Origin of the sequence: Novosphingobium sp. 32-60-15, assembly GCF_002280675.1 — a bacterium.
Lineage (GTDB): Bacteria > Pseudomonadota > Alphaproteobacteria > Sphingomonadales > Sphingomonadaceae > Novosphingobium.
The window spans coordinates 83,298-107,991 of sequence record NZ_NCEN01000021.1 but is presented as its reverse complement, the minus strand read 5'-3'; the positions used below and the strand labels follow the sequence as shown (position 1 = coordinate 107,991).

Here is a 24,694-nt window from a genome sequence, read left to right as displayed (position 1 = left end):
AAGGCAGGATTGATAGGTCCTGCCCCTATGCGCCTTGACGTAGCGGCCAAGGTCCGACAGTGGCTTAAACTTATCGCCAGATAGACGGGGAACATGATGTCCGAGGAAAGCAACGTCCGCTTCACCGAGCGCGAGGCGCTTTTCTATCACAACACGATCCGCCCCGGTAAGATCGAGATCATCGCATCCAAGCCGATGGCGACCCAGCGCGATTTGAGCCTTGCCTATTCCCCCGGCGTTGCCGTGCCGGTGCGCGCCATCGCGGAAAACCCGTCCGATGCCTATGAATATACCGCCAAGGGCAACCTTGTAGCGGTCATTTCCAACGGCACGGCCATCCTTGGCCTTGGCAATCTGGGCGCGTTGGCGTCCAAGCCGGTGATGGAAGGCAAGGCGGTCCTGTTCAAACGCTTTGCCGATGTGGATTCCATCGACATCGAACTCGACACCGAAGACGCGGACAAGTTCATCGAAGCGGTTGCGCTGATGGAGCCAAGTTTTGGCGGCATCAACCTTGAAGATATCAAGGCGCCCGAATGCTTCATCATCGAACAGGCGCTGAAAGAACGCCTGAAAATCCCGATCATGCACGATGACCAGCATGGCACCGCGATCATCTCTGCCGCCGGACTGCTGAACGCCTGCTTCCTGACCGGGCGCAAGCTGAACGAGGTCAAAGTCGTGGTCAACGGCGCGGGCGCGGCTGCCATTGCCTGCACCGCGCTGATCAAGGCGATGGGCGTACGCCACGACAACGTGATCATGTGTGACCGTTCGGGCGTGATCTATCGCGGCCGTGAAGGCGGCATGGACCAGTGGAAAAGCGCGCACGCGGTTGATACGACCGCGCGCAGTCTTGAAGACGCGCTGGATGGTGCGGATATCTTCCTCGGCCTGTCTGCCGCAGGGGCGCTCAAGCCTGACTGGGTAACGAAAATGGCCCCGCAGCCAATCATCTTTGCGATGGCCAATCCGGACCCTGAAATCACCCCGCCCGAAGCCAAGGCGATCCGTCCCGATTGCATCGTCGCCACGGGCCGGTCGGATTATCCCAACCAGGTCAATAACGTGCTTGGCTTCCCGTTCATTTTCCGCGGTGCGCTCGATGTGCGCGCCACGGCGATCAACGAGGAAATGAAGATTGCCGCCGCGCGCGCGATTGCCGAACTGGCGCGTGAACCGGTGCCTGAAGAAGTTGCCGCCGCCTATGGCATCAACCACACTTTCGGGCTTGATTACATCATCCCCGCGCCGTTCGATCCGCGCCTGATGGAAGTCGTATCGTCCGCCGTGGCCAAGGCCGCGATGGATTCAGGCGTTGCGCAAAAGCCGATCGAGGATTTTGACGCCTATCGCAACAGCCTCAAAGCACGGCTGAACCCCACCACGTCAGTGCTGACCAACGTCTTTGCGACGGCCAAGAATGATCCCAAGCGCGTGGTCTTTGCCGAAGCCGAAAACGAAGTCGTGCTGCGCGCGGCCATCCAGTTCAAGGATTTCGGCTATGGCACGCCGGTATTGGTGGGCCGTACGCCTGCCGTGCTTGATCTGCTGACAGAACTGGGCGTCAGCAATCCGGAAGCTTACGAAATTCACAACTCGTCGGTTTCGCCGCTGGTGCCCGAAATGGTCGCCTACCTTTATGAAAAGCTCAAGCGTCGCGGTTATATGGAACGTGACGTGAAGCGCATGGTCAATCATGATCGCAACGTCTTTGCCTCGCTGCTGGTTGCGCTGGGCCATGGCGATGCCTTGATCACCGGCATGACGCGCACGTTTGCGCAGTCGATGAAGGACGTGCGCCGCGTGCTTGAGCCCAAGCCCGGCCATTTGCCATTCGGCATCCACCTGATGGTCGCCAAGAATTACACCGTGTTCATGGCCGATACGACCGTGAACGAGCGTCCATCTGCCGAAGACCTTGCGCATATTGCCAAGGAAACCGCGGCTGTTGCCCGCCGCATGGGCCACGAACCCCGCGTCGCGTTCCTGTCCTACTCAACCTTCGGCAACCCATATGGCCGCTGGCTTGATACGGTGCGCGGCGCAGTGGCCATTCTGGATGAAGAAAATCCCGGCTTCGAATACGAAGGCGAAATGGCGCCCGATGCCGCGCTTAACCCCAAAGTCATGGCGAACTACCCGTTCAGCCGCCTGTCCGCCCCTGCCAACGTGCTGATCATGCCGGGCCTGCAATCGGCCAATATCTCGGCCAAATTGCTGCGCGAACTGGCAGGCAATGCGGTGATCGGCCCGATGCTGATCGGCATGGAAAAGCCCGTGCAGATCGCCGCGATGACATCGATCGCGCCCGATATCCTGACGCTGGCCGTGTTGGCAGCAGCCGGAATTGTCGGCTGATGGGTTGAAACACTCACCCCGCTTGGCCTGTGCAAGGGGCAAGCGGGGTGGTTATCGTCCAGCCATTGCCTTGACCCGCGCCAGATAGGTGCGGCCAATCCGCTGCACCGAACCATCGGCCAGTTCCACAGACCACACGCCCAAGCCATCATGCTTCAGGCCCGCGATACGGTCTTTGCGCACGATGGTTGAACGGTGCAGGCGGATGAAGCAATCAGGATCAAGCCGCGCTTCCAGTCCGGCGATGGTGTGCAGCATCATGTAACTGCGCTGGCCGGTGTGGAGCCGCACATAATCGCGTTCGGCATCAATGCGTTCAAGATCGGCAGCGGCCACGCGGATCAATTCCGAACGGTGCGGCACCCAGAATTCATCGATCCACTCACTTGCCGGTTTTTCCGGCACAAGCGGCGTTTCAACCGGCGCACTTTTCCGCGCTTGCGCCCGCTCTACCGCACGCTCCAACCGTTCTTGCGCCACGGGTTTCAGCACATAATCCACAGCGTCGCAGTCAAACGCCTCAACCGCGAAATCATCATGCGCGGTTACAAACACCACCGCCGGACGATTGGCCTGGCCCGCCAGCGCCCGCGCCACGCCAAGGCCGTCGACTTCGGGCATGGTCATGTCCAGCAACACAAGATCGGGCGTCAGCGCTTCGATCAGGCGCAGTGCCGCCGCGCCATCGCTGGCTGTACCGACCACTTGCAGGGCCGGGATGCGCGAACACAGGATCTGCATGCGCTCCACCGCCAAAGGTTCATCATCGACGATCAGCGTGCGCATCGCATTTCCCTCAACATTCGTTCCGCACAATCGGCACGGTCAGCACGGTGGCATATCCGCCCGCCGGCAGGGAACCGCTTTCCACTTTGGCCACATCTTCGCCAAACCGCGCGGCCAGACGGCTGCGCACATTAGCAAGACCGATCCCGGTGCTGCCTTTGACGAAACCTTCGCCCGGCCCGTCATCGGCTACGGTCAGGATCAGGAACCCGCCTGCCTCGCGCGCGGAAATGCGGATGGTGACCGGACGGATCGTGGTGGAAACGGCATATTTGATCGAGTTTTCAACCAGCGGTTGCAGGATCATCCCCGGCACACAGGCGCTCAACAGATCATCGGGCACGTCAAATTCGCACTTAAGCCGTTCAGGGAAGCGCACCGCTTCGATATCGAGATAGTGGCGCTGCAAGGCCAGTTCGTCCTCCAGCGGCATGTCCTGTGTAGGATCGCCCGCCAGACTGTGGCGATAAAACCGCGAGATCGACTGGATCATCCGCTCGGCCTGTTCAGCCCGTCCGACCATGACCAGCGCCGACAGCGAATTGAGCGTGTTGAACAGGAAATGCGGGTTCACCTGATAGCGCAAGCTGCGCAATTCTGCCGCCTTGGCCGCGCGCGCATATTGCCCTTCGCGATATTCCGCCGCGCGCAATTGTTCACCATTGCCCAGCGCCAGATAGAGCGCAGCCCATGCAATCAACAGGAAATAGCGGCCCAGCGCCACATCGGTCAGCTGCCGCCACAAGCCTTCGCTTTCCACCGACTTGCGGATGATCGTCACACTTTCAGGCCCGCGCACTTCTTCGCCGATCACGTCGGACGGCGATATTGCAGGAACATCGGGCGCAGTTGCCTGTGCGGCCTTGGCACGGTTGACGCGTTCGATAACCTGCCGCTTGGCTACCTCCAAAGCCTGGGCGTTACGCAGCGCCTTTTCTGCGGTTTGCCTCGCTGCCACGCGCTGCTTCTCGGCCGTGGCGCGGGCGCGCTCTGCTGCTGCGCGCGCCTTTTGGGCAGCAATCGACGACGCGGGGTTTGCGGGGGCTTCAGGCGGCTGTGGCGGTTCGGGCGCGACAGCATCTGCCACCGGTTCCACCGATTCCACCTCATCATCGGCATCGCTGCGGATGATATAACCGCCCGTGCGGACTTCCGAACGGCCATCGGCAAATTTGCGCACCACGACCCCTGGCTGCGTAATCACCATGCTGCCATCCTCGTTCTGGACGACTTTGGTGTTCTTCATCGTTTCGGCAACGGTCTCCTCGACCATCGCCTCCAGTTCCGCCAGCGTTTCATCATCAAGCACGGCGTTGGGCGATGCTGCTGCACCCGATGAAGCCTTTGTTTTCGGCGGTTCAACAGGTTCAGGCGGAACAGGGGGCACCGGAGGCATGAGGCCTTCGTCCAGCACATCGACCAGCACATTGCCTGCCATATCGTGCCGGATCTGCACGCCGGGACTGCCATCGGCATTGCGCACCGTCACTTGCTTTGCGGTTTGCCCGTCAGCCTGTTCGCGAGAGATGCGCTCGATCATGCGCTGCTCAACGGGGGCAAAGGCCCACTGGTTGACCACGGCCAGTGCCAGTGCGGCAGGCAGCATGATTACCAGCGCCGCGCCGCCGCGCACGGGCAACGACCGGCCATCAAACCGGCGCAACAGGGGCCAACAGGCAACCGTCACCACGATCCCCGCCACCGTCACCGCCGCGCGCCGCCACAACAGGTCGGAAAAGTCGCCCAGTTCCACCACCAGCCCGCGCACGGTAATCAGCAGGAAATAGCACAACCACAGCGCCACCGCGGACAGCACGACTTGTCGCGCAGGCACGCGCGCTATGCCGGGATCGATGCCGGCAGTGGAATTGGCCAATGTCATTTGCACACGCCTAAACGCGAACGGCCCGACGCACCAGAACGGTGGTCGGGCCGGATATGCGGTTTATCGAACGTGTTATTCCCCGAAATAAGCCAATTCAGATATTTTCGTTAATCTGTTACGAATGCAAAATTCCGCCTTAAACGCGGAAATCAGGGGAACTTAATTAATGTCAGAAGAAGCAGGATCGGCAGCCAACGAAAGTGCGCCGTCACAAACAGTCGAGTGCCCATTTTGCGCCGAAGATATCTCCGTGAGGGCCAAGAAATGCAAGCATTGTGGCGAAACTGTAGATGTGACACTGCGTCATGCGGAAGAAGCCCTCCGCGCCAGCAACCGCAACACCAATGTATTTATGAATGCGGCGGTATCATCCGGTCCGCAATATCAACGCCCCATCAAAAGCAAGGTTACGGCAATCATCTTGGCATTGCTACTCGGCGGCATTGGCGGTCATAAATTTTATCTTGATCGGCCAGGGCAAGGCATTCTCTACCTCATCTTCTGCTGGACATTCATTCCATCTGTGATCGCATTGATCGAAGCAATCATCTATGTCGCCACTAGTGATGAAGCATTCCACCTCAAATATGGCTGACTTGAAATAGGCGGCGCGGATAATGGCGCCGCCTGACTTCAAACCAAAAGGCCCTCGTCCGCAATCTTCTTTTTCCACACCAGCGGGGCAAGCTGGTGGACGTTGTTGCCTTCGCTGTCCACGGCCACGGTCACCGGCATATCCTCGACCGTGAATTCATAGATCGCTTCCATGCCAAGGTCTTCAAAGCCCACGACTTTGGCTTCCTTGATCGCGCGCGCCACCAGATAGGCCGCGCCGCCAACCGCCATCAGATAGGCCGATTTGTGCTTGGCAATGGACTGCGTGGCGGCAGGCCCGCGTTCCGCTTTGCCGACACTGGCCAGCAGGCCAAGGTCGAGCATCAGGTCGGAGAAGCTGTCCATCCGCGTGGCGGTGGTGGGACCAGCAGGGCCGACAACTTCTTCACGCACCGGATCGACCGGGCCGACGTAGTAAATCACGCGGCCCTTGAAATCGACGGGCAGTTCCTCGCCTTGCCCCAGCATGTCCTTGATGCGCTTGTGCGCAGCATCGCGGCCCGTCAGCATCTTGCCGTTGAGCAGCAAGCGGTCACCCTGTTTCCAGCCCTGCACCTCTTCTGGCGTCAGCGTATCAAGGTTCACGCGCTTGGCCGCCGAATCAGGCGCCCAGTGCACTTGCGGCCATTCATCCAGCTTGGGCCGTTCCAGATAGGCGGGGCCGGAACCATCCAGCGTGAAGTGCGCGTGGCGCGTGGCGGCGCAGTTGGGGATCATGGCCACAGGCTTGCCCGCAGCATGGCACGGCGCGTCCATGATCTTGACGTCAAGTATGGTCGAAAGCCCGCCAAGCCCTTGTGCACCGATGCCCAGTGCATTGACCTTGTCGAAGATTTCGATGCGCATGCGCTCAATGTCGGTCTGTGGCCCGCGCAGCTTCAACTGCGCCATGTCAATCGGCTCCATCAGCGCCTTCTTGGCCAGCAGCACGCAATGTTCCGCCGTGCCGCCAATGCCGATGCCCAGCATTCCCGGCGGGCACCAGCCAGCACCCATTTGCGGGAGCATTTCCACCACCCAATCGACAATCGATTCGCTGGGGTTCATCATTTTGAACTTGGACTTGTTTTCCGACCCGCCACCCTTGGCAGCAACGTCGACCGAAACCTTGTTGCCTTTGACCATATCCACGTGAAGCACGCAGGGCGTATTGTCCTTCGTATTGCGGCGGGTGAAGGCGGGATCGGCAAGGATCGACGCGCGCAGCTTGTTGTCCGCGTTCAGATAGGCCCGGCGCACGCCTTCATCGACCACATCCTGTAAAGACAGGTCTGATTCGAGGCGGCAATCCTGGCCCCATTCGATGAACACGTTGACGATGCCGGTGTCCTGACAGATCGGGCGGTGGCCTTCGGCGCACATCCGGCTGTTGGTCAAAATCTGCGCAATCGCATCCTTGGCAGCCGGGCCCTGTTCGGCCTCATAGGCATCGCCCAGCGCGCGGATGTAATCCATCGGATGGAAATAGCTGATGTATTGAAGGGCATCAGCCACGCTTTCAATCAGATCTTCTTGCCTGATCGTCACCATTTCCGCCATCGGTCTTCGCTCCAAGTCCTAGAGAAACTGCCAACGCCCCTTACGCTTCGATAATCGACATGCAAATCCCTTGGAAAGCACAAGTCGATATTCTAAGGCGTTGGCGGTGTTGATGGCCGCGCCTACAAGCCGTGCCAGTTTATCAGAAGATGAGGGTTGAAATGACCGTGGTTGAAGATCGCCCGGCATCGGCTGAGATGCTGACTGCCCGCCGCGCAATGATCGATAGCCAGCTTCGCGTTACCGGGGTGAATTCGCCCGCTATTCTTGCCGCTTTTGCCAAAGTGCCGCGCGAGGATTTCGTGCCGGAAGAACGCCGCGCCGTGGCCTATGCCGATCGTGCCGTGCCGCTCGCCGATGGCACCATGCTCTCGCCCGCACTGACATACGGGCAGATGCTCGAAGCCGCCGAACCGGCGAAGGCCGACAGCGTGCTGGTAATTTCGGGCAACGGATATCTGGCTGCACTTGCCGGACAGCTTTGCAGCAACATTACGCGCGCCGCCAATTTGGCTGCCGCCCAAGGCGGGCCATACTCGCTGGTTCTGATTGATGGCGCTGCCGAAGTCCTGCCCGATCGGCTTTGCACCTTGCTGGCCGATGATGGCCGCGTCGTCACCGGTCTGGTTGAGCGTCATGTGACACGGCTCGCCTTGGCCCGCAAAGCCGCCGGACGTGTCGTCCCGACTGCCTTGGGCGAAGCTGACTTTGCGGTCCTGCCCGAATTTGCAGCTCCCAAGAGCTGGAGTTTCTAAGGCTTATGCCGCCCTTGAAGGCTCTGTGCCTTTTACTGACGACCAGCGCTGCCCTCGCGGTGTCGACACCTGTCTTGGCGGATGATCTGCGCGAGGCACTGGTTGCGGCATATAATACAAACCCGACGCTGCAAGGCGCGCGGGCTACGCAGCGGGCAACCGACGAAGGTGTGCCACTGGCGCGCGCGCGGGCCTTGCCCAGCCTGTCGGGGCAGGCGAACTACACACGATTTCTGCGGCAGAACCCGCTATCGTTCGTGCTGCTCGACAGCTCAAAGAGCGTCGACGTCAGCCTGGGCATTCCGGTTTACTCGGGCGGCGCTGTAAAAAACGCGATCCGTGCAGCCAAGACCCGCGTCGAAGCGGGCCAGGAAGATTTGCGCGCCACGGAATCGGGTGTCTTCGCCCAAGTTGTCGCAGCCTATATGGACGTGATCCGCGATAGCGCGATTGTCGGGCTCAGCCGCAACAACGTCGAAGTTCTCGACGTCAACTTCAAGGCGACGGGTGACCGTTACGAAATTGGCGATCTTACCCGCACCGACGTTGCCCAATCGGATTCGCGTCTGGCGCTGGCGCGTGGTGATTTGCGCAATGCCGAAGTCAACCTGATCGCCAGCCGCGAACGCTATATCCAGATCGTCGGCAAGGCGCCGGTTGATCTTGCACCGCCGCCACCGCTACCCGGCCTTCCCGCAACGCCGGACGAAGCGGTGAACTTCGCACTGGAGAACAACCCGGATCTGCTCGCCGCGCGCGAACGCAGCAAAGCGGCGGGTTATGATGTGAAAATTGCCGGTGCGGCAAAACTGCCCACGGTATCGTTGAGCTCTCAGGGAAGTTATCAGGATACGGCGGGTACGTTGGCCGGTGCCGGAGGAGGATCTTTCAAGCAGCGCGCGACGACGGCCCAGGCAGGCGTCAGCGTTTCGATCCCGCTGTTCCAGGGCGGCGCTCCGGCAGCGCAAACCCGCCAGGCCCAAGCGCGCGAATCAGCCACGCTTGAACAGGAAATCGCGGTTGAGCGCGAAGTCATCGCATCGGTGCGTTCGTCCTACGCTTCGTGGAGCGCGGCGAACGAAATCATCGCAATGAACCAGACCGCAGTCGACGCCGCCGCGCTCAGCCTTGAAGGCGTGCGTGCGGAAAACACCGTGGGCAACCGCACCATCCTCAACATTCTTGACGCCGAACAGGAACTGCTGCGCGCGCAAGTCCAGCTCGTCACCGCGCGGCGTAATGCCTATGTTGCGGGCTTCAACCTGCTGGCCGCAATGGGCCGCGCGCAGGCCCAGGACCTCGGGCTGGATGGCGGTGCGCTCTATGATCCGCAGACCAATTATGACCGGGTGCGGCGCCGCATGTTCGATTGGGACCGTGATCCTGATCCAAAACCGGTATCGACACGTACCGTTGACACACCGGCGCAGAATGCGACAATCACGCCGACACAGCTTCCGTAAAAAGAATCGGTGTCAGGGACTTTCGGGGAGCAGCTTCAATGCGCCAGGTTGGCGAACCATCCGTCGAGGAAATCCTCGAATCGATCAAGAAGGTCATTGCGCGCGATAGCCGCACGGAAGCACTGACCCGTGCCGAAGCGGTGCAAACGCGTCCGCGTGCCGAAGTGACCCAGTCGGTTACGCCCGACCCTGCCGACAGCCCTGTTGAAGTTCTTGAACTCACCGAAGCTGCAGGTGAAGCCGAAGATCATGTCGATGATCACGGCCTGATCGCAGAGACGACCACAGCCTCAATGCGCGAATCGCTTGCCGCTTTGTCGATGCTGTCGCAGCCCGGTGTCGCCCCGCAAATCGTGCGTTCGGGCGAAACCTCGCTTGAAGGTCTGGTCCGCGAAATGCTGCGTCCGATGCTGGCCGACTGGTTGGAGGCCAACCTTCCGGCCATGGTCGAAAAAATGGTGTCTGCCGAAATCGCACGGATCGCTGGCAAGCGCGGCTAATACTGGCTCCAAATGACCAACCCTGCAAAAAAGCTGGCTCTGGCAGAGCGGGCGCTCGAAAAGCTGGGCGGCTTTGCGATGAAGCGCCACATCCTGATCTGTGCGGGCGCTGACAAGGACAAGTGCGCGCCCCGCGATGAAACCGAAGAAGCGTGGAATTACCTTAAAAAGCGGCTGTCCGAACTGGGCCTTGGCGGCAATCAAGGCATTCTGCGCAACAAGGTAGGCTGCCTGCGGGTATGTCTGGTCGGGCCGGTCGCCGTGGTTTACCCCGACAATGTCTGGTATCATTCGTGCCATCCGGCCGTGCTGGAACGGATCATTCAAGAACACGTGATCGGCGGCGTTCCTGTCGAGGAATTCCGGCTGAACCCTCCCACCGATGACGCTGCGCCCGCCTGAGGAGGCCAACGGTTCGGACGTTACGTCGCGCGATGCGTTTTGTACGCGTTGGCCGCGCGGCGGATGTGGGTATTGGTGATCGCACCTGCCCACACGCCATCACGTACGGCAAAGGCGCTGACCAGATCGCGGTGATCGCGCTGGCTTTGCTCCATGTCGGCGCGCGAATATTGCTCTGCCGTGCGGTGAACCACCACTTGGCTGACCACAAAGCGTAGCAATTGTGCCAGCCGTTCGGACTGCGCCGCTGCCAGAATACCGGCATGGAACCGGCGGTTACCTTCGACAAAGCCCGATACGTCAGGCTCCCCCGATTGCCGGATTGCAGCATCGATGAAGTCGCAATGGGATTGCAGCGCTGCGATCTGTTCATCCGTGATCAGCCGCGCCGCGCGCTGTGCGCAATGGCTTTCCAGCATGGCGCGCAGGGTGAACATCTCCTCCTCGTCCTCATCCGACCAGACGGGCACGAAAACGCGATTGGTGTCTGAGCGCTGAAGCAGCATTTCCGCCACAAGTTCGGCAATCGCTTCGCGCACCGGTGTGCGCGAAAGCCCGCAGAACTGGGCAAATTCATCTTCGGGCACGAATTGCCCGGCGGGAAAATGGCCGGACAAAACCCCGGCCCTGATCTTGCGATACGCTTCTTGCGAGGCCTTTGACACATCACCCCCTGAAGCCGTGGGAAGAGCGGTGCAATCACCACTCTTCCCATGCCTTTTTCACCTTAGAACGACGCGCCCACTTCCACCCCGATCAGGCGGCGCGCGCCCGGCGTGATGAACGATCCGCCAAATTCGATCGCCGGAATGGCTTCAGCCACGAACTTGCGGTCGAACAGGTTTTCCGCAAACACGGCGATCCGGTAGCGGTCCGTGGTGATCCCGGCACGCACGTTCATCACACCAAATGCATCACGCTTGGCCACATCATAGCGCGCATTCCCGACCACGCCGGGCAATGCCAGTGCCGATATCGGCAGCAGGCCGGAGAACAGCGTCGGGCGCTCCTGATCCTGCACCGAATGGAACCACGTCGGGCCGGTAATGCGATAATCGGCGCGGAACAGCAGCTTGGCGCTGCCTGAAAGAGGCGCGGTGATTTCGCTGCCAAGGTTGATCGTCCAATCGGCGGTATAGGGCGATTTGTTGCCCACCGTGTAAGGCCGCGATGCGTTGCGCTTGATTTCGCTGTCGGTCACGTTGAACGAACCGAACACCTTCCAGCCGTCAACGACCTTGCCGGTCAGGTTCAGTTCCGCACCCTTCACGTCCACGCGGTCAATGTTCGAAACCACGCGCAGCAGGCCGAAGCTGCCGACAAAGAATTCGAAGAACTGCATGTCGTTGACCTGCGTGTAGTACCCGGCAAGATCATAAGTGATGCGGCCATCCAGCACTTCGCCCTTGATGCCCGCTTCAAACGCGCTTGATTTTTCCTTGCGGTACAAGTCGTTGATCGTCACGCCAGCATTGATGAACTGGTTGAAGTTGGCGTTCACCACAGCGGCCGAACCCTGATTGTTGAACCCGCCCGATTTGAAGCCGATGCCCCAGTTGGCATAGATGTTCAGTTCCGGCGTCGGGTGGAAGCTGGCCGTGATCTTGGGCTGCAACTGCTTGAACGTGGCGCTTTGCGGGGTGAATGCGCCAAACGCCAGACCGGGGTTGATCGGCCCGCCGGTGAATGGATCTGCCACGTTGGGCACCAGCGAATTGGCCTCGCGGTCCTCGATGTCATAACGCAAGGCAAGCCCTGCGCTGAACACATCGGACGGCTTCCATTCCGCTGCACCGAATGCTGCATAGACATTGGTGTTGAATTCATCGGCCAGCAACAGCGAAGTCGGGTTGCTGCTGTTTGGAGCGTTGTAAAGCTGCTTGATCACGCCCGCGCCGGTATCTGCGCCAAGGCTGACGCCGGTCTTGCGATCGATGTGCAGGTAATAAGCGCCCAATTGCCATGTCAGCGGGCCATCATCGTTTGATAGCAAGCGCACTTCTGCGCTGTAATCGGTCTGTTCGCGCAGCTGGTACTGCGTGCCGTCGCACGTCGTCGGGCTGTATGGTCCGAAGGTGGAGCCGTTGGCCGGTGCGAAGATGAACGGCACAGGGATCTGGCCAATCGCGCCGGGCTGGTTGACGGGGAATCCGGTCAGCGCCGCCGTGCTGGCAAAGCAGCTGGCAACCGAGCTGTTCACCGCAGGATTCGCGTTGCTGATGTAGCGCGCAAAGTCGGCTGAAGTGCCATCGGCAACAAGGTCTTGCTTGACGTCAGAATAGAGGCCCCAGGCAACCAGCTTCATGCCATTGCCGAATTCATGATCAAGTTTGGCCGAAACGTCGAAGCTTTTCTGGTCGTTCGTCGCACGGATGTTGTTCGAGAATGCGAACGGGTGCTTGTTGATGTCCTCATAAAACGCAGGGTTCACCGCGCCGAACAAGGGCAAGTGGAACGCGGCGTTGAACGGCAGTGATGCGCCGCTGAACTTCGAATAGCGCGCCTTGACGTCAAGCTGCGTCGCAGTGCCCTGCCCAACCATGATCCGGCCATCAACCGCCCAGCTTTCCTTGTCGTCCACCGTCTTGGCATTGCCAAGGAACGAATTGCGCCACCAGCCATCGGTGGTGAAGTAATAGCCCGACAGCACGAAGCCGACATTGTCGCCCAATGGTCCGGCGACATGCGCGGTGGCTTCGACCGTGGCTTCATTGGCATAGGAAGCGCGCATGGCCCCGGTCAGCGTGTCGGTCGGCTTCTGCGTTTGCAGAACAATCGCACCTGCCGCAGCGTTGCGGCCATAAAGCGCGCCTTGCGGGCCTTTGAGGATTTCGACCTGCGTCAAAGTGCCCTGTGGCTGGTTCAATTGCGCGGTATTGGTCTTCAAAATGCCATCGACCACCAGCGCGACCGAGCTTTCCGCATCGCGCGCACCGTTGATACCGCGAATGTTGATCTGCGTGTCGCCTGCCTCGGCGGTTCCGGTAACAATCGTTACGCCGGGCGTCAGCTGCGCAAAATCGTCCGCCTTGTTGGCGCCGGTGTTTTGCAGCGCTGCTGCGGTCAAGACCGCAACCGAGGCCGGTACATCCTGCAACCGCTCATTCTGCCGACGCGCGGTGACGATGATGGCATCGCCCTCATCTTCGGCAACAGCGGTGTCCTGCGGCGCTTCCTGCGCGAAAGACGGTGATGCGGCGGCGAGCAGAAGGCCCAATGCCGATGACGTGATTAAAAGACGGCTAGCACGCATTCTCAAACCTCCCTGTTGGTTCGATTACGTTGAAAATCTTTTTCGTAAGCGTGTGCGGGGCAACCCTCACCCCAACACGCACTCTTGCGAGGCTAGCAGCTTATTGTATACAAAGCACTGCGGTCAAGGTGGAAGAAAACATGCACCAACGTGCAGGTTTCGGCCTCAACTCAAATGGCTGCACAATCTTTGCACGGTTTCGATTTGGTTTTTTGAATACGAATTGGCATTTTGCACACGTCTTTGGTGAGAGCGATGAACTTCCGGCACACCCCCACTTCGGCGATTTCATCGGCCCGCCTGCCGGCAAGGGCGCCCGCGTGAACCGGGCTATCACCTTTCTCGAAGTCGGCCCGCGTGACGGGTTGCAGAACGAGAAGGCACTCGTCTCCACCGCCGACAAGCTTGAACTGATTCGTCGCAGCATTGCAGCAGGCGCGCGGCGGATCGAAGTGACCAGTTTTGTCAATCCAAAGCGCGTGCCGCAAATGGCCGATGCCGAAGCTGTCTGCGCCGGACTGCCCAAGGTGGACGGCGTCAGCTACATCGGGCTTGTCCTGAACGCCAAAGGGGCAGAACGCGCCATTGCCACCGGCGCATTGCACGAACTGGGCGCAGTTTGCGTTGCCACTGACAGTTTTGCCATCGCCAACCAGGGCCAGACCAGCGGCGAATCGGTGGATGCAGCCAAAGCGATCATCGCGATGGCGCAGGCTGCGGGCCTGAAGGGTCAGGTTACCATTGGCGCATCATTTGGCTGCCCGTTCGAAGGCGAGGTGAGCGAGGACCGCGTCGTGGCCATGGCCGTCGCGCTGGCGCAAGCCAACCCTATCGAGGTGGGCCTTGCCGACACCATCGGTGTTGCCGATCCGGCGCACGTCTCGCGCCTTGTCCGCCGCGTGGTGGAAGCCATCGCACCGGTCCCGGTGCGCGTCCATTTCCACAACACACGCGGCACCGGCATCGCCAATGTCTGGGCCGCGGTTGAAGCAGGTGCAAGCGTGGTCGACGCGGCTTTGGGCGGCCTTGGCGGTTGCCCCTTTGCACCGGGCGCTGCAGGCAATGTGTCAAGCGAGGACGTGGTCTATATGCTGGGCCGCGCAGGCGTGGCAACCGGCATGAACCTTGGCACAATGATCGAAACCAACCGCTGGCTTGCCGATGTGATGGGCCGCAAACTTCCCGGAATGGTGGCCCAGGCGCCCGCTTTCCCGAAATCTGATCAGGAGTAACACCCGATGGGCTATCGCCTTGGCGTCGATGTCGGCGGCACTTTCACCGATCTGCTGCTGTTCGATACATCCAGCAGCGCGTTCTGGCGGCACAAGACGCCATCGACCCCGCACGACAGTTCCGAAGGCATCCTGAACGGGGTGACGGCCATCTGCGCCAAGGCCGGAATCGGTGCGGGGGACATCGATTATTTCCTGCACGGCACAACCGTGGCCACCAATGCCGTGCTGGAAGGCAAGGGCGCGAAGGTCGGTCTGGTCGCGACCGAGGGTTATCGCCACATCATGCAAATCGCGCGCAGTTTCGTGCCGGGCGGGCTTGCCGGATGGATCATCTGGCCCAAACCCCAGCCGCTGGCTGCGTTGGAAGATACCGTCACGATCAAGGGCCGCATGGATGCCGAAGGCAACGAACTGCGCCCGATCGATGACGCCGACATCCGCACGCAGCTTTCGGCGCTCAAAGCCAATGGCGTTGAAGCGATCACCGTCAGCCTGATCAACGCCTATACCAACGGCGCGCACGAAAAGCGCGTGGGCGAACTGGCGGGCGAAATCATGCCGGGCGTTCCGGTATCACTCAGCCATGAAGTCCTGCCCGAAATGCAGGAATACGAACGCACGCTGACCACGGTTGCCAATGCTGCGGTGCGCCCGATTGTGGGCAAGTACGTATCGAACCTGCGCTCGCGCCTTGCCGATGCCGGGATGAACGGCAAGCTCTCGCTGCTGCGTTCTGACGGGGGATTGATGAGCGCGCAAAAGGCCGAAGAGCACCCGGTCAACATCCTCATGTCCGGGCCTGCTGGTGGCGTCACCGGCGCAATCTGGGTGGGCCGCAATGCAGGCATCAAGAATATTCTGACGCTCGACGTCGGCGGCACCAGCACCGACGTTGCGCTCATTGAAAACCTCGAAGCGCGCCGCCAGCGCACCACCGAGGTAGGCCACCTTTCCGTCCGCGCCTCTGCCCTTGACGTCAAAACCGTCGGCGCAGGCGGCGGATCAATCGCTTATGTTCCTGAGCTGACAAGAGCCCTTCGGGTCGGGCCACAAAGCGCAGGAGCAGTGCCGGGGCCGGTCGCCTATGGAAAAGGCGGCACGTTGCCCACCGTAACCGACGCCAACGTTGTGTTGGGTTACCTTCCCGAGAACCTTCTGGGCGGCACATTCAATCTGGATCGTGAAGGCGCGAAAAAGGCGGTGCAGACCATCGCCGACGCCCTCGGGATCGATCTGATGGCCGCCGCGCGCGGGATCATCGATATCGTCAACGAAAACATGTTCGGCGCGCTGCGCATGATCTCGGTCCAGCAGGGCTATGACCCGCGTGACTTTGCGCTGATGGGCTTTGGCGGAGCGGGTCCGCTCCACGTCAACGCCGTGGCCCGCCTGATGGGATCGTGGCCCGCCATATCACCCGTCAGCCCCGGCGTGCTGTGTGCTTTGGGCGATGCCACCACGCGGATGCGCACCGAAACCGCGCGTTCGTTCAGCCGCCTTGCCACACAGACGCAAGCCGCAGACCTGATCGCCATTCTTGACGAAATGGCCGCACAGACCCGCGCCGATCTGCTGGCAGATGGCGTGCCCGAAGACGAGATCACCACCGCGTTCGAAGTCGATGTGCGCTATGCCGGACAAGCCTTCGAAGTGCCGCTGACGATCACCGCCGATGTCCTGACCAGTGATGGCATCGCCGGAATCCTTGCCCGCTTTGATGCCGAACACAAACGCCTGTTCACCTTCAACATGGATACCCCGCACGAGATCGTGAACTTGCGCGCCGTTGCCATGGGCCGCGCGCTCGATCTGCCCGCTGCGCCGCTGGAACAGGGTGACGGCAATCCCATTGCGGCCAAGATGCGCGATCACACCTTGTGGATGGACGGGCGCGAACAGGCCGCCGTGATTTATGATCGCGCCAAATTGCGCGCCGGAGACGTGATCCCCGGCCCTGCCATTGTGTGTGAAATGGATTCGACCACACTGATCGAATCCGGCTGCACCGGCACTGTTGATGCCGTCGGCAACATCCTGATCACCCTGAAGTGAACGACCTTCTCCCTCCTCCGTTCGTGTCGAGCGAAGTCGAGACACCGCGCACCAGTGTCTCGACTACGCTCGACACGAACGGCGGCAGGGCAGCAATTGATGGAGCATTATGATGCCCGCGACGATCATCCAGACCAACGAAACCCCCTTCAACCGCGTCCCCATCGATCCGGTCACGCTCGACATCATCGAGAACGCGCTGCGCAACGCGCGCATCGAAATGGACGCAACGCTGGTGCGCACCGCGATGTCTCCGGGCATCCGCGAACAGGGCGATGCCTTCCCGCTGATCGCCGATCATACCGGCAAGATGATCGTCGGCCAGTTCGGCAGCTTCATCGGCGGCTTCCTTGATAACTATGCAGGGACGCTGGAAGACGGCGACATGATCTTCCTGTCAGATCCCTATTCGGTCGGCGGCGCGGTCAGCCATTCCAACGACTGGCTGGTGCTGCTGCCGGTGTTCAAGGACGGACGCCTGATCGCCTATACCTCGATGTTCGGCCACCAGTCCGATATCGGCGGCAAAGTCGTCGGCTCGATGCCGATCAACGCCCATTCGATCTTCGAGGAAGGCGTGCGCATTCCGCCGGTAAAGATCTGGAAGAAGGGCGAATATAACGAAGATCTCGTCCGCCTTGTCATGCACCAGACGCGCAAGCCCGATTGGTGCGCGGCAGACCTTAACGCCCTGATCGCATCGTGCCGCGTGGCCGCCCGCCGCGTGATCGAAATGGCGCAGCGGTTCGGCGATGATGTCTATGTTTCGGCCACGCAGGAACTGCTGGCGCGCAATCACCGTGCGATGAAATCCCTGATCGGCATGGCGATTGCGCAAGAGCCAGTCAGCTTTGAAGACTATATCTGCGATGATGGCATGGGCTTTGGCCCCTACAAGATCAAATGCACGATGTGGCGCGAGGACGGGCGCGTAGTGCTCGATTTTGCGGGCACTGATCCGCAATCGGTCGCCTCGATCAATTTCCTGCTGAACGAGAACATGTTCAAGATGTTCTTCGGCATTTACATGATCATGGTGTTCGATCCGCAGATCTTGTTCAACGACGGGTTCTATGATCTGATCGATGTGCGCATCCCCGAAGGATCGCTGCTCAAGCCCAAATTCCCTGCCGCGCTCTCGGGCAGAACCCATGCGCTGGGCCGCATTTTCGATATTCTGGGCGGATTGCTGGGGCAAAAGACCCCGGAATTCCTCAACGCGGCCGGATTTTCATCAAGCCCGCACCTGTTCTATTCGGGCAATGATGAACGCCCCGGCAAAAAGGCCGAATGGTTCCAGCTGTTCCAGATCGGCTTTGGTGGCGTGCCCGGACGGCCAATGGGCGACGGTCCTGACGGCCACTCGCTCTGGCCGGGCTTTACCAACGTGCCCAACGAATTCCTCGAACGCTATTTCCCGATGGTGATCGAACGCTACGAATGCGAACCCGATTCGGGCGGTGCAGGCCTGCATCGCGGCGGCAACGGCATCCGCATGACCTATCGCTTCCTGTCAAAGGGCACAATCGCCATCCATGATGACCGCTGGTTCGTGCCGCCATGGGGCGTAAATGGCGGTGAACCGGGAGCGCGGGCGCGCAAGATCCTTGAAAAGGCCGATGGCACGCAGATCATCGTCGGCAACAAAGTGGAAGACGTTGAAGTGGAAGCGGGCGACCAGTTGCACTTCATCACCTGGGGCGGCGGCGGCTGGGGCGATGCTCTGGCGCGCGATCCGGCGCTCGTGGGCCTCGAAATCCGGCAGGGCCTGATCACGGCAGAAGGCGCAAAGGCCTATGGCGTGATCGCCGATGCTCACGGTACGGTCAACGCAGAGGCCACCGAGGCCTTGCGCACCGAACTGCGCAACACTCGCGGCGAACTGCCGCTGTTCAATTACGGGCCGGGCATTGAAGCCCTGCGCGCCAATTGCGAAGCGGAAACCGGCCTTCCCGCGCCGATCCAGCCCGAATGGCCGCTTCTCGAAGCGGCGGAGTGATCATAATGACTGCTGATAATCCCGGAGCTTTGCGCGATATCCGCGTCGTCGAACTCGGCCAGCTTCTCGCAGGTCCCTTCTGCGGCCAATTGCTGGGCGATATGGGTGCCGACGTGATCAAAGTGGAGCCACCCGTAACCGGTGATCCCATGCGCGATTGGGGCCAAGGCGCGGAAAAAGTCCAATGGGAAGTGATCGCGCGCAACAAGCGCTCGGTCAGCGCCAATTTGCGCGTGCCCGAAGGTCAGGCCTTGGTGCGCAAGCTGATCGCCCATGCCGATGTGCTGATTGAAAACTTCAAGCCTGGCACGATGGAAAAGTGGGGCCTGGGGCCAGACGTATTGCTCGCCGAACACCCCGGCCTGATCATCGCGCGCATGTCGGGCTATGGCCAGACCGGCCCCTATTCCGACCGTGCAGGCTTTGGCGGCATTGGCGAGGCAATGGGCGGCTGGCGCTATATCGTGGGCGAACCTGATCGCGCGCCCAGCCGAATGGGCGTGTCGATCGGCGATACCCTGACCGCGACTTACGGCTGCATGGGCGTGCTGGCCGCGCTGCACGAACGTGACCGTTCGGGCCGGGGGCAGGTGGTGGACGCTGCGCTCTATGAATCCGTGCTGCAAGTCATGGAAGGCCTCGTGCCCGAATATGACCGCACCGGCTATATCCGCGAACGCTCCGGCTCGGTCCTCAAAGGCATCGCTCCATCGAACGTCTATTCGTGCAAGGACGGCGAATTCATGATCGGCGCGAACCGCGCGGTGAAAATCAGGACGAGCTGGACGACCTGATCAACGCCTGGACCCGCACCCTGACGATGGATCAGGTCGACGCCCTGATGATCGAACACTCGATCCCAGCAGGCCGCGTCTACCGCGCGCCCGACATGCTGGAAGACCCGCACTTCAGGGCGCGCGAGGCGATCATCGAGGTGGAAACCGAACGCTTCGGCCCGCTGAAAATGCAGTCCAGCTTCCCCAAACTCTCCGCCACCCCCGGCTCCGTCCGCCGCCCCGCGCCATCGGTGGTTGGCCAGCACAACGCCGAAGTTTACGGCGAACTGCTCGGGCTCGGCGAAGCCGAACTGGCCGCGATGGCGCAACAGGGCGTGATTTGAGGCTGTAGCAGCCTATTCAAAAAAATGAGGGAAGTGGACAGATAAACAAAAAATTGAAATTATTGCAGATGCTGTTAACCATTTTTCTAATATTTAGTGGCGCCGAGCGTCATAAAATCGACCGACGGCATGAATACGAGGGCAATCATGGATAACTCCAAACTGTTTGCAGTGCTATTTGGACTTTTTTGGGCAATAGTTCCCATCAGTTGGGCGCATGCCAACCCAAGTCAAACCATAACACTCTCCACTCAAGTTTCTCCCCAATACGTATCAGGTAATTTAATTGGCTGCCAAATTTCATTTGAAGCCGTTAGAAATGATCCGGAATATTCAGAAGGTAGATATGTCTATCTGACAGGAAATTTGTCATATCTATACTTTGAGGGTAAAGATATGATATTATCTCTTAAATTGGGAGTTAAAGGCCTAGAAGAAAACTCATCCTTCCTAGCTCCTAATGAAGTTTATCTTATGAATGGACATGAGACAAATAAAGCAGACTTCTTGAACAGCAACGACAGTGGGGAAGGTTTTAAAATATTCGCATTTTCTTTTAGTGAAATTGGAATTGATGCTACGATTGGTAGTATTTCTAAAAATGAAAATTTTACTTTTTCTTACGCGATGACTCCCGGCGGTTTAAATGCAATCGTTCCAATTAATTTAAGAGTTGAAAAGGAGGATCTTTCAGATTCTAGTAGAACTGTCATCAGCGACAGAAACCCTGACGAGTGGAAAAATTGCATGAGTTCAACCTTAAAGGCGGCCAAAATGAGATTGAAATAAATGATCGCTCGGCATTTCCAATTTCCCGACTAACCCATTCAAACTATCCACCGCCCTTTTCCCGTTCAATTTCGCGCCAGCCGATGTCGCGGCGGCAGAAGCCTTGCGCGAAGTTTATTGCGTCAACAGCGGCATAGGCCAGATCGCGCGCCGCCTTCACGGTCGGCCCCTTGGCCGTCACGTTCAGCACGCGTCCGCCATTGGCCGACAGAACGCCATCGCCCGAAAGCGTAGTGCCTGCGTGGAATACTTTGGCACCGCCCGCCTCGGCTGCGGGGATATGGTCAATCCGCCCGCCCTTCTTGGGCGTTCCGGGATAGCCTTCAGCCGCCATCACCACAGTCATCGCCACGTCGGATGAAAAGCGCGGGGGCTGGATCGCTGACAGCTTGTTATCAGCGCACGCCAGCAGCAGTTCCACCAGATCACCTTCGAAGCGCATCATCAGCACCTGGCATTCGGGATCGCCGAAGCGCGCGTTGTATTCGATCAGCTTGGGGCCTTCGCTGGTCAGCATAAGTCCTGCGTAAAGCACGCCCGAATAGGGATTGCCCTCGTCCGCCATCGCTTTAACCGTCGGCGCGATGATCTTGGCCAGCGTTTCGGCTTCCAGTTCGGGCGTCAGCACACGGGCGGGGCTATAGGCGCCCATGCCACCGGTGTTGGGGCCGGTATCGCCATCGCCCACACGCTTGTGATCTTGCGCAGAGCCGAACGGCACGATGGTCGCCCCATCGGTCAGGGCAAAGAAGCTGGCTTCCTCGCCGGTCATGAATTCCTCGATCACCACTTCGGCACCCGCGGAACCGAACGCGCCATCGAACATGTCGTCCACCGCAGCCTCGGCCTCGGCCATCGTCATCGCCACGACCACGCCCTTGCCCGCCGCCAGTCCATCGGCCTTGATCACCACCGGAGCGCCAAAGCGCGCCAAAGCAGCGCGCGCGTCCACCAGTGATTTTGCGCGGACATAGCCTGCGGTGGGGATGCCAGCGCGTTCGCACAAGTCTTTGGTAAAGCCCTTTGATCCTTCCAGTTGCGCTGCCGCCTGGCTTGGCCCGAACACTGAAAAGCCCGCCGCTCTCAGCGAATCCGACAGGCCATCCACCAGCGGCGCTTCGGGGCCGACCACGATCAGGCCGATGTGATGCGTCTCGCAGAATGTCACCACGCTCGCGTGATCGGTCAGCTCCAGCGCCACCAGTTGCGCGTGTTCGGCAACGCCGGGATTGCCCGGCGCGGCATAGAGCTTGCCCAGCAGTGGCGATTGGGCCAGTTTCCAGCTAAGCGCATGTTCGCGCCCACCAGACCCGATCAGCAGGATATTCATGGCATTCCCTTCCGCGCCCGATAGCGACGACGACATCAACGGCTCGGGCGGGCTCCTAGCGAGGGAATCGGCTGGCGACAACGCTCCGGCCCTTTCCATCTCCGAGATTTCGCAACTGCTCAAGCGCACGGTCGAGGATCGCTTCGGATTTGTGCGCGTGCGCGGCGAGCTTTCGGGCGTCAAACGCGCGGCTTCCGGCCACTTGTACCTCAGCCTCAAGGATGAAAACGCCAAACTCGACGGCGTGATGTGGCGCGGCGGCGCGCAGAAGCTCGGCTTCCGCCCCGAAGACGGCGTTGAAGTGATCGCCACCGGCAAGCTGACCACTTATCCTGGCCGGTCGAACTACCAGATCGTGATCGACCGCATGGAAATCGCGGGCGAAGGCGCGCTGCTGGCGCTGCTTGCCAAACTGAAAGCGCGGCTTGACAGCGAAGGCCTGTTCGATCCCGCGCGCAAAAAGCCCCTGCCGTTCCTGCCGCGCGTGATCGGCGTGGTCACATCGCCCACCGGCGCGGTGATCCGCGACATCCTGCACCGCTTGTCAGACCGCTTCCCCACCCGCGTCATCGTCTGGCCGGTGCTGGTGCAGGGCCAGGGCGCAGGCGCACAAGTGGCAAACGCCGTGCGCGGCTTTTCCAACATGCCCGCAAATGGCCCGATCCCCCGGCCTGACTTGGTAATTGTCGCGCGCGGTGGCGGCTCCATCGAGGACTTGTGGGGCTTTAACGAGGAAGACGTGGTCCGCGCGGTGGCGGAATGCTCCATCCCGATCATCAGCGCCGTGGGCCACGAGACTGACACCACCTTGTGCGATTTCGCCGCCGATTTGCGCGCGCCCACGCCCACCGCCGCTGCCGAACTCGCGGTGCCGGTGCAGGCCGAGCTTGCCGCCTTCGTCGCCGATCTCAACGCCCGCCAGCGCCGCGCGCTTGCCCGCCAGCTTTCCCAGGCCAAAGAGCGGCTCGAAGCGCGCAGCCAACGCCTGCCCCAGCCGCAAACCCTGCTGCAAGGACAGGCCCAGCGGGTTGACGATCTGGCCGACCGCTTGCGCCGCGCCCTCGTTCACCGCACCGAAATCGCCGGATCGCTGCTCGCCCGCCATGCCGGAGCCTTGCGCCCCGCGCTGCTATCCGCACGGGTAGCGCGTGAGCGTGAGCGCCTTGCCGCGCAACGCCTGCGCCCCGAAACGCTGCTCCAGCGGATCGATCATGCACGCGGCAAAGTCGATGCGCTTGACCGGTTGCGCCGCTCGCTTGATCCCAAGGCCCCGCTGCAACGCGGCTATGTCCTCGTCACCGCGCCCGATGGCCATGTCGTGCGCAGCCGTGCCGATGCGGCAACGCACCCGGCGCTGCGTATCGAATTTGCCGACGGCACGCTGGATGTGGCGACAGACACCGCAAACCCGCCACCACGCCCTGCGCCAAAACCGCGCCCGGTTGCATCGCCGCCCGGTCAGCAGGAATTGTTCTGAAGCCACAAAGCCGCTAGGTTAGCTTTCATGTTAATGTCCCAGAATGACCGCCTTGCGCGGATGCACTATCTCCCCGGCAGTTTGCGCCAGTTGTCCGCAGGCGATCACGTGATCTGCGCCGTATCGGGCGTGAAAATCCCGCTCGATATGCTGCGCTATTGGTGTGCCGAGCGGCAGGAAGCCTATGCCTCGTGCGAAATTTCAACGCGCCGCCATCTTGAAGGCCAATGATCGGCAGGCGACAATTCATCGTGGGCAGCAGCGCGACCGTTGCTGTCCTAACGCTCGGCAACACGCCGCCCGTCCCCATCGCAATCGATAAGGGCGGGCAATTGACGCAAGGCGGGTGGCTGCGCGGCAAAGTTTCGCCCAATGTCAGCGCGCTAACTCTGGATGGCAGGCCGATCCCTTTCGCCAGTGATGGCAAATTCCTGATCGCGTTTGATCGTGATGCCGGTCCTGCCGCGCAATTGGTCGCGGTCCACACCAACGGCAGAAGCTTTGCGCTTCCGCTGGCGATCAGCCCGCGCGCATGGAAAATTGAACATATCAACGCCGCGCGCCGCCCCGGCGGCATTACGGACGAAAATTACGCCCGCCTGCGCAAGGCAGAACTCGCCCGCATTTCCGCCGCGCGCAAGATTGAAACCAGAGCGCAAGGCTGGCGGCAAGACTTTATCCGCCCCGCACCCGGCCGATTCTCGGGCCGGTTCGGATCGCAGCGCGTCTATCGCGGGCAACCCGGCGCTTATCATTCCGGCCTTGATATAGCAGGCGGCGCAAACACGCCCTTTGTCGCGCCGGCTGATGGCGTGGTGATTCTGGCGGCCAGCGCCCCCTTCAGTCTGGAGGGCAACCTCCTGATGATCGACCATGGCATGGGCCTCAACAGCGCCTTCCTGCACAGTTCACAACTGCTGGTTAGCCAGGGCGATTCTGTGGCCCGGGGACAAGCCATCGGGCGCATCGGGCAAACCGGACGCGCCACCGGGCCCCATTTGCACTGGTCGATGAAGTGGCACGAACACCGGATCGATCCCATCCTGATGCTGCGGGAACTGGTTACAGACGCAACCCGTTGACAGGGCCGGATGGCCGCTTGTTACGACAAAAGCAGTCTCGGTTGTAATTAA

At 60.5% G+C, this 24,694-nt stretch carries 18 protein-coding genes and 2 pseudogenes; 14 read left to right on the top strand and 6 right to left on the bottom strand.

The window, feature by feature from the left end; genetic code table 11:
• Positions 1-96: 96 nt before the first annotated feature.
• Positions 97-2,361 carry an NADP-dependent malic enzyme gene (locus tag B7Y89_RS14395; RefSeq protein WP_292939209.1) on the top strand — a complete coding sequence of 755 codons (2,265 nt, stop codon included), beginning with the start codon at positions 97-99 and terminating at the stop codon, positions 2,359-2,361.
• Between the two features lie 51 nt (positions 2,362-2,412).
• On the opposite strand, the gene B7Y89_RS14390 is transcribed toward B7Y89_RS14395, so the two are convergent.
• Both B7Y89_RS14390 and B7Y89_RS14385 read right to left on the bottom strand, forming a co-directional pair.
• Positions 2,413-3,147, bottom strand: a complete 735-nt coding sequence (locus B7Y89_RS14390) for a LytTR family DNA-binding domain-containing protein (protein WP_292939186.1) — start codon at positions 3,145-3,147, stop codon at positions 2,413-2,415.
• Between the two features lie 10 nt (positions 3,148-3,157).
• A pseudogene (locus B7Y89_RS14385) lies at positions 3,158-3,889 on the bottom strand (histidine kinase); the annotation flags it as partial.
• 1,309 nt (positions 3,890-5,198) lie between these two features.
• Here B7Y89_RS14385 and B7Y89_RS14380 point away from each other — a divergent pair.
• The gene (locus tag B7Y89_RS14380; RefSeq protein ID WP_292939185.1) at positions 5,199-5,627 is read left to right on the top strand and encodes a TM2 domain-containing protein; all 429 of its coding nucleotides are present in this window, start codon (positions 5,199-5,201) and stop codon (positions 5,625-5,627) included.
• A gap of 38 nt (positions 5,628-5,665) precedes the next feature.
• Here the strand turns inward: B7Y89_RS14380 and B7Y89_RS14375 are convergent, their stop codons facing one another.
• A complete protein-coding gene (locus tag B7Y89_RS14375; RefSeq protein WP_292939184.1) occupies positions 5,666-7,186 on the bottom strand; it encodes a fumarate hydratase in 1,521 nt (506 codons plus the stop codon).
• A gap of 161 nt (positions 7,187-7,347) precedes the next feature.
• On the opposite strand from B7Y89_RS14375, the gene B7Y89_RS14370 reads away from it, so the two are divergent.
• The 4 genes from B7Y89_RS14370 to B7Y89_RS14355 are packed head-to-tail and all read left to right on the top strand — an operon-like array spanning position 7,348 to position 10,306.
• Positions 7,348-7,941 (top strand): protein-L-isoaspartate O-methyltransferase, encoded by a 594-nt coding sequence (locus B7Y89_RS14370; RefSeq protein ID WP_292939183.1) that lies wholly within the window; start codon positions 7,348-7,350, stop codon positions 7,939-7,941.
• A gap of 5 nt (positions 7,942-7,946) precedes the next feature.
• Positions 7,947-9,404: a TolC family outer membrane protein gene (locus tag B7Y89_RS14365; RefSeq protein ID WP_292939182.1), complete on the top strand. Its 1,458-nt coding sequence runs from the start codon at positions 7,947-7,949 to the stop codon at positions 9,402-9,404.
• A gap of 38 nt (positions 9,405-9,442) precedes the next feature.
• On the top strand, positions 9,443-9,904 hold the full coding sequence (locus B7Y89_RS14360; RefSeq protein WP_292939181.1) for a DUF2497 domain-containing protein: 462 nt from the start codon (positions 9,443-9,445) through the stop codon (positions 9,902-9,904).
• Between the two features lie 12 nt (positions 9,905-9,916).
• Entirely contained in the window at positions 9,917-10,306 is a 390-nt protein-coding gene (locus B7Y89_RS14355) for a (2Fe-2S) ferredoxin domain-containing protein (protein ID WP_292939180.1), read from the top strand.
• Positions 10,307-10,326: 20 nt separating this feature from the next.
• Here B7Y89_RS14355 and B7Y89_RS14350 read toward each other — a convergent pair whose 3' ends face one another.
• Positions 10,327-10,971 (bottom strand): GntR family transcriptional regulator, encoded by a 645-nt coding sequence (locus B7Y89_RS14350; protein WP_292939179.1) that lies wholly within the window; start codon positions 10,969-10,971, stop codon positions 10,327-10,329.
• Between the two features lie 62 nt (positions 10,972-11,033).
• On the bottom strand, positions 11,034-13,559 hold the full coding sequence (locus B7Y89_RS14345) for a TonB-dependent receptor (RefSeq protein ID WP_292939178.1): 2,526 nt from the start codon (positions 13,557-13,559) through the stop codon (positions 11,034-11,036).
• A 320-nt stretch (positions 13,560-13,879) separates the two neighbouring features.
• On the opposite strand from B7Y89_RS14345, the gene B7Y89_RS14340 reads away from it, so the two are divergent.
• The 5 genes and pseudogenes from B7Y89_RS14340 (at position 13,880) to B7Y89_RS14320 (ending at position 20,754) form a co-directional block, all read left to right on the top strand.
• A complete protein-coding gene (locus B7Y89_RS14340; protein ID WP_292939208.1) occupies positions 13,880-14,791 on the top strand; it encodes a hydroxymethylglutaryl-CoA lyase in 912 nt (303 codons plus the stop codon).
• 6 nt (positions 14,792-14,797) lie between these two features.
• Positions 14,798-16,846 (top strand): hydantoinase/oxoprolinase family protein, encoded by a 2,049-nt coding sequence (locus B7Y89_RS14335; RefSeq protein WP_292939177.1) that lies wholly within the window; start codon positions 14,798-14,800, stop codon positions 16,844-16,846.
• A 112-nt stretch (positions 16,847-16,958) separates the two neighbouring features.
• Positions 16,959-18,845 (top strand): hydantoinase B/oxoprolinase family protein, encoded by a 1,887-nt coding sequence (locus B7Y89_RS14330; RefSeq protein WP_292939176.1) that lies wholly within the window; start codon positions 16,959-16,961, stop codon positions 18,843-18,845.
• A gap of 5 nt (positions 18,846-18,850) precedes the next feature.
• A pseudogene (locus B7Y89_RS14325) lies at positions 18,851-19,965 on the top strand (CoA transferase).
• Positions 19,966-20,112: 147 nt separating this feature from the next.
• Positions 20,113-20,754, top strand: coding sequence for a hypothetical protein (locus B7Y89_RS14320; RefSeq protein WP_292939175.1), 642 nt, complete (start codon positions 20,113-20,115; stop codon positions 20,752-20,754).
• A 43-nt stretch (positions 20,755-20,797) separates the two neighbouring features.
• On the opposite strand, the gene purD is transcribed toward B7Y89_RS14320, so the two are convergent.
• Positions 20,798-22,084, bottom strand: coding sequence for a phosphoribosylamine--glycine ligase (purD, locus tag B7Y89_RS14315; protein WP_292939174.1), 1,287 nt, complete (start codon positions 22,082-22,084; stop codon positions 20,798-20,800).
• On the opposite strand from purD, the gene xseA reads away from it, so the two are divergent.
• Genes xseA through B7Y89_RS14300 form a run of 3 tightly spaced genes read left to right on the top strand, consistent with a single transcriptional unit; the run spans position 22,083 to position 24,643 of the window.
• Positions 22,083-23,561 (top strand): exodeoxyribonuclease VII large subunit, encoded by a 1,479-nt coding sequence (gene xseA, locus B7Y89_RS14310; protein ID WP_292939173.1) that lies wholly within the window; start codon positions 22,083-22,085, stop codon positions 23,559-23,561. The genes purD and xseA overlap by 2 nt on opposite strands.
• Positions 23,562-23,588: 27 nt before the next feature.
• Entirely contained in the window at positions 23,589-23,792 is a 204-nt protein-coding gene (locus B7Y89_RS14305) for a DUF2093 domain-containing protein (RefSeq protein ID WP_292939172.1), read from the top strand.
• Complete coding sequence (locus tag B7Y89_RS14300) at positions 23,789-24,643, top strand: M23 family metallopeptidase (protein ID WP_292939171.1); 855 nt, start codon at positions 23,789-23,791, stop codon at positions 24,641-24,643. The genes B7Y89_RS14305 and B7Y89_RS14300 overlap by 4 nt, the downstream gene beginning before the upstream one ends.
• Positions 24,644-24,694: the final 51 nt, after the last annotated feature.

What these genes read in the sequence shown, in the direction of transcription:
- B7Y89_RS14395 (WP_292939209.1), top strand. Translation starts at nt 97, where the DNA reads ATGTCCGAGGAAAGCAACGTCCGCTTCACCGAGCGCGAGGCGCTTTTC.
- B7Y89_RS14390 (WP_292939186.1), bottom strand. Translation starts at nt 3,147, where the DNA reads ATGCGCACGCTGATCGTCGATGATGAACCTTTGGCGGTGGAGCGCATG.
- B7Y89_RS14380 (WP_292939185.1), top strand. Translation starts at nt 5,199, where the DNA reads ATGTCAGAAGAAGCAGGATCGGCAGCCAACGAAAGTGCGCCGTCACAA.
- B7Y89_RS14375 (WP_292939184.1), bottom strand. Translation starts at nt 7,186, where the DNA reads ATGGCGGAAATGGTGACGATCAGGCAAGAAGATCTGATTGAAAGCGTG.
- B7Y89_RS14370 (WP_292939183.1), top strand. Translation starts at nt 7,348, where the DNA reads ATGACCGTGGTTGAAGATCGCCCGGCATCGGCTGAGATGCTGACTGCC.
- B7Y89_RS14365 (WP_292939182.1), top strand. Translation starts at nt 7,947, where the DNA reads ATGCCGCCCTTGAAGGCTCTGTGCCTTTTACTGACGACCAGCGCTGCC.
- B7Y89_RS14360 (WP_292939181.1), top strand. Translation starts at nt 9,443, where the DNA reads ATGCGCCAGGTTGGCGAACCATCCGTCGAGGAAATCCTCGAATCGATC.
- B7Y89_RS14355 (WP_292939180.1), top strand. Translation starts at nt 9,917, where the DNA reads ATGACCAACCCTGCAAAAAAGCTGGCTCTGGCAGAGCGGGCGCTCGAA.
- B7Y89_RS14345 (WP_292939178.1), bottom strand. Translation starts at nt 13,559, where the DNA reads ATGCGTGCTAGCCGTCTTTTAATCACGTCATCGGCATTGGGCCTTCTG.
- B7Y89_RS14335 (WP_292939177.1), top strand. Translation starts at nt 14,798, where the DNA reads ATGGGCTATCGCCTTGGCGTCGATGTCGGCGGCACTTTCACCGATCTG.
- B7Y89_RS14330 (WP_292939176.1), top strand. Translation starts at nt 16,959, where the DNA reads ATGCCCGCGACGATCATCCAGACCAACGAAACCCCCTTCAACCGCGTC.
- B7Y89_RS14320 (WP_292939175.1), top strand. Translation starts at nt 20,113, where the DNA reads ATGGATAACTCCAAACTGTTTGCAGTGCTATTTGGACTTTTTTGGGCA.
- xseA (WP_292939173.1), top strand. Translation starts at nt 22,083, where the DNA reads ATGGCATTCCCTTCCGCGCCCGATAGCGACGACGACATCAACGGCTCG.
- purD (WP_292939174.1), bottom strand. Translation starts at nt 22,084, where the DNA reads ATGAATATCCTGCTGATCGGGTCTGGTGGGCGCGAACATGCGCTTAGC.
- B7Y89_RS14305 (WP_292939172.1), top strand. Translation starts at nt 23,589, where the DNA reads ATGTTAATGTCCCAGAATGACCGCCTTGCGCGGATGCACTATCTCCCC.
- B7Y89_RS14300 (WP_292939171.1), top strand. Translation starts at nt 23,789, where the DNA reads ATGATCGGCAGGCGACAATTCATCGTGGGCAGCAGCGCGACCGTTGCT.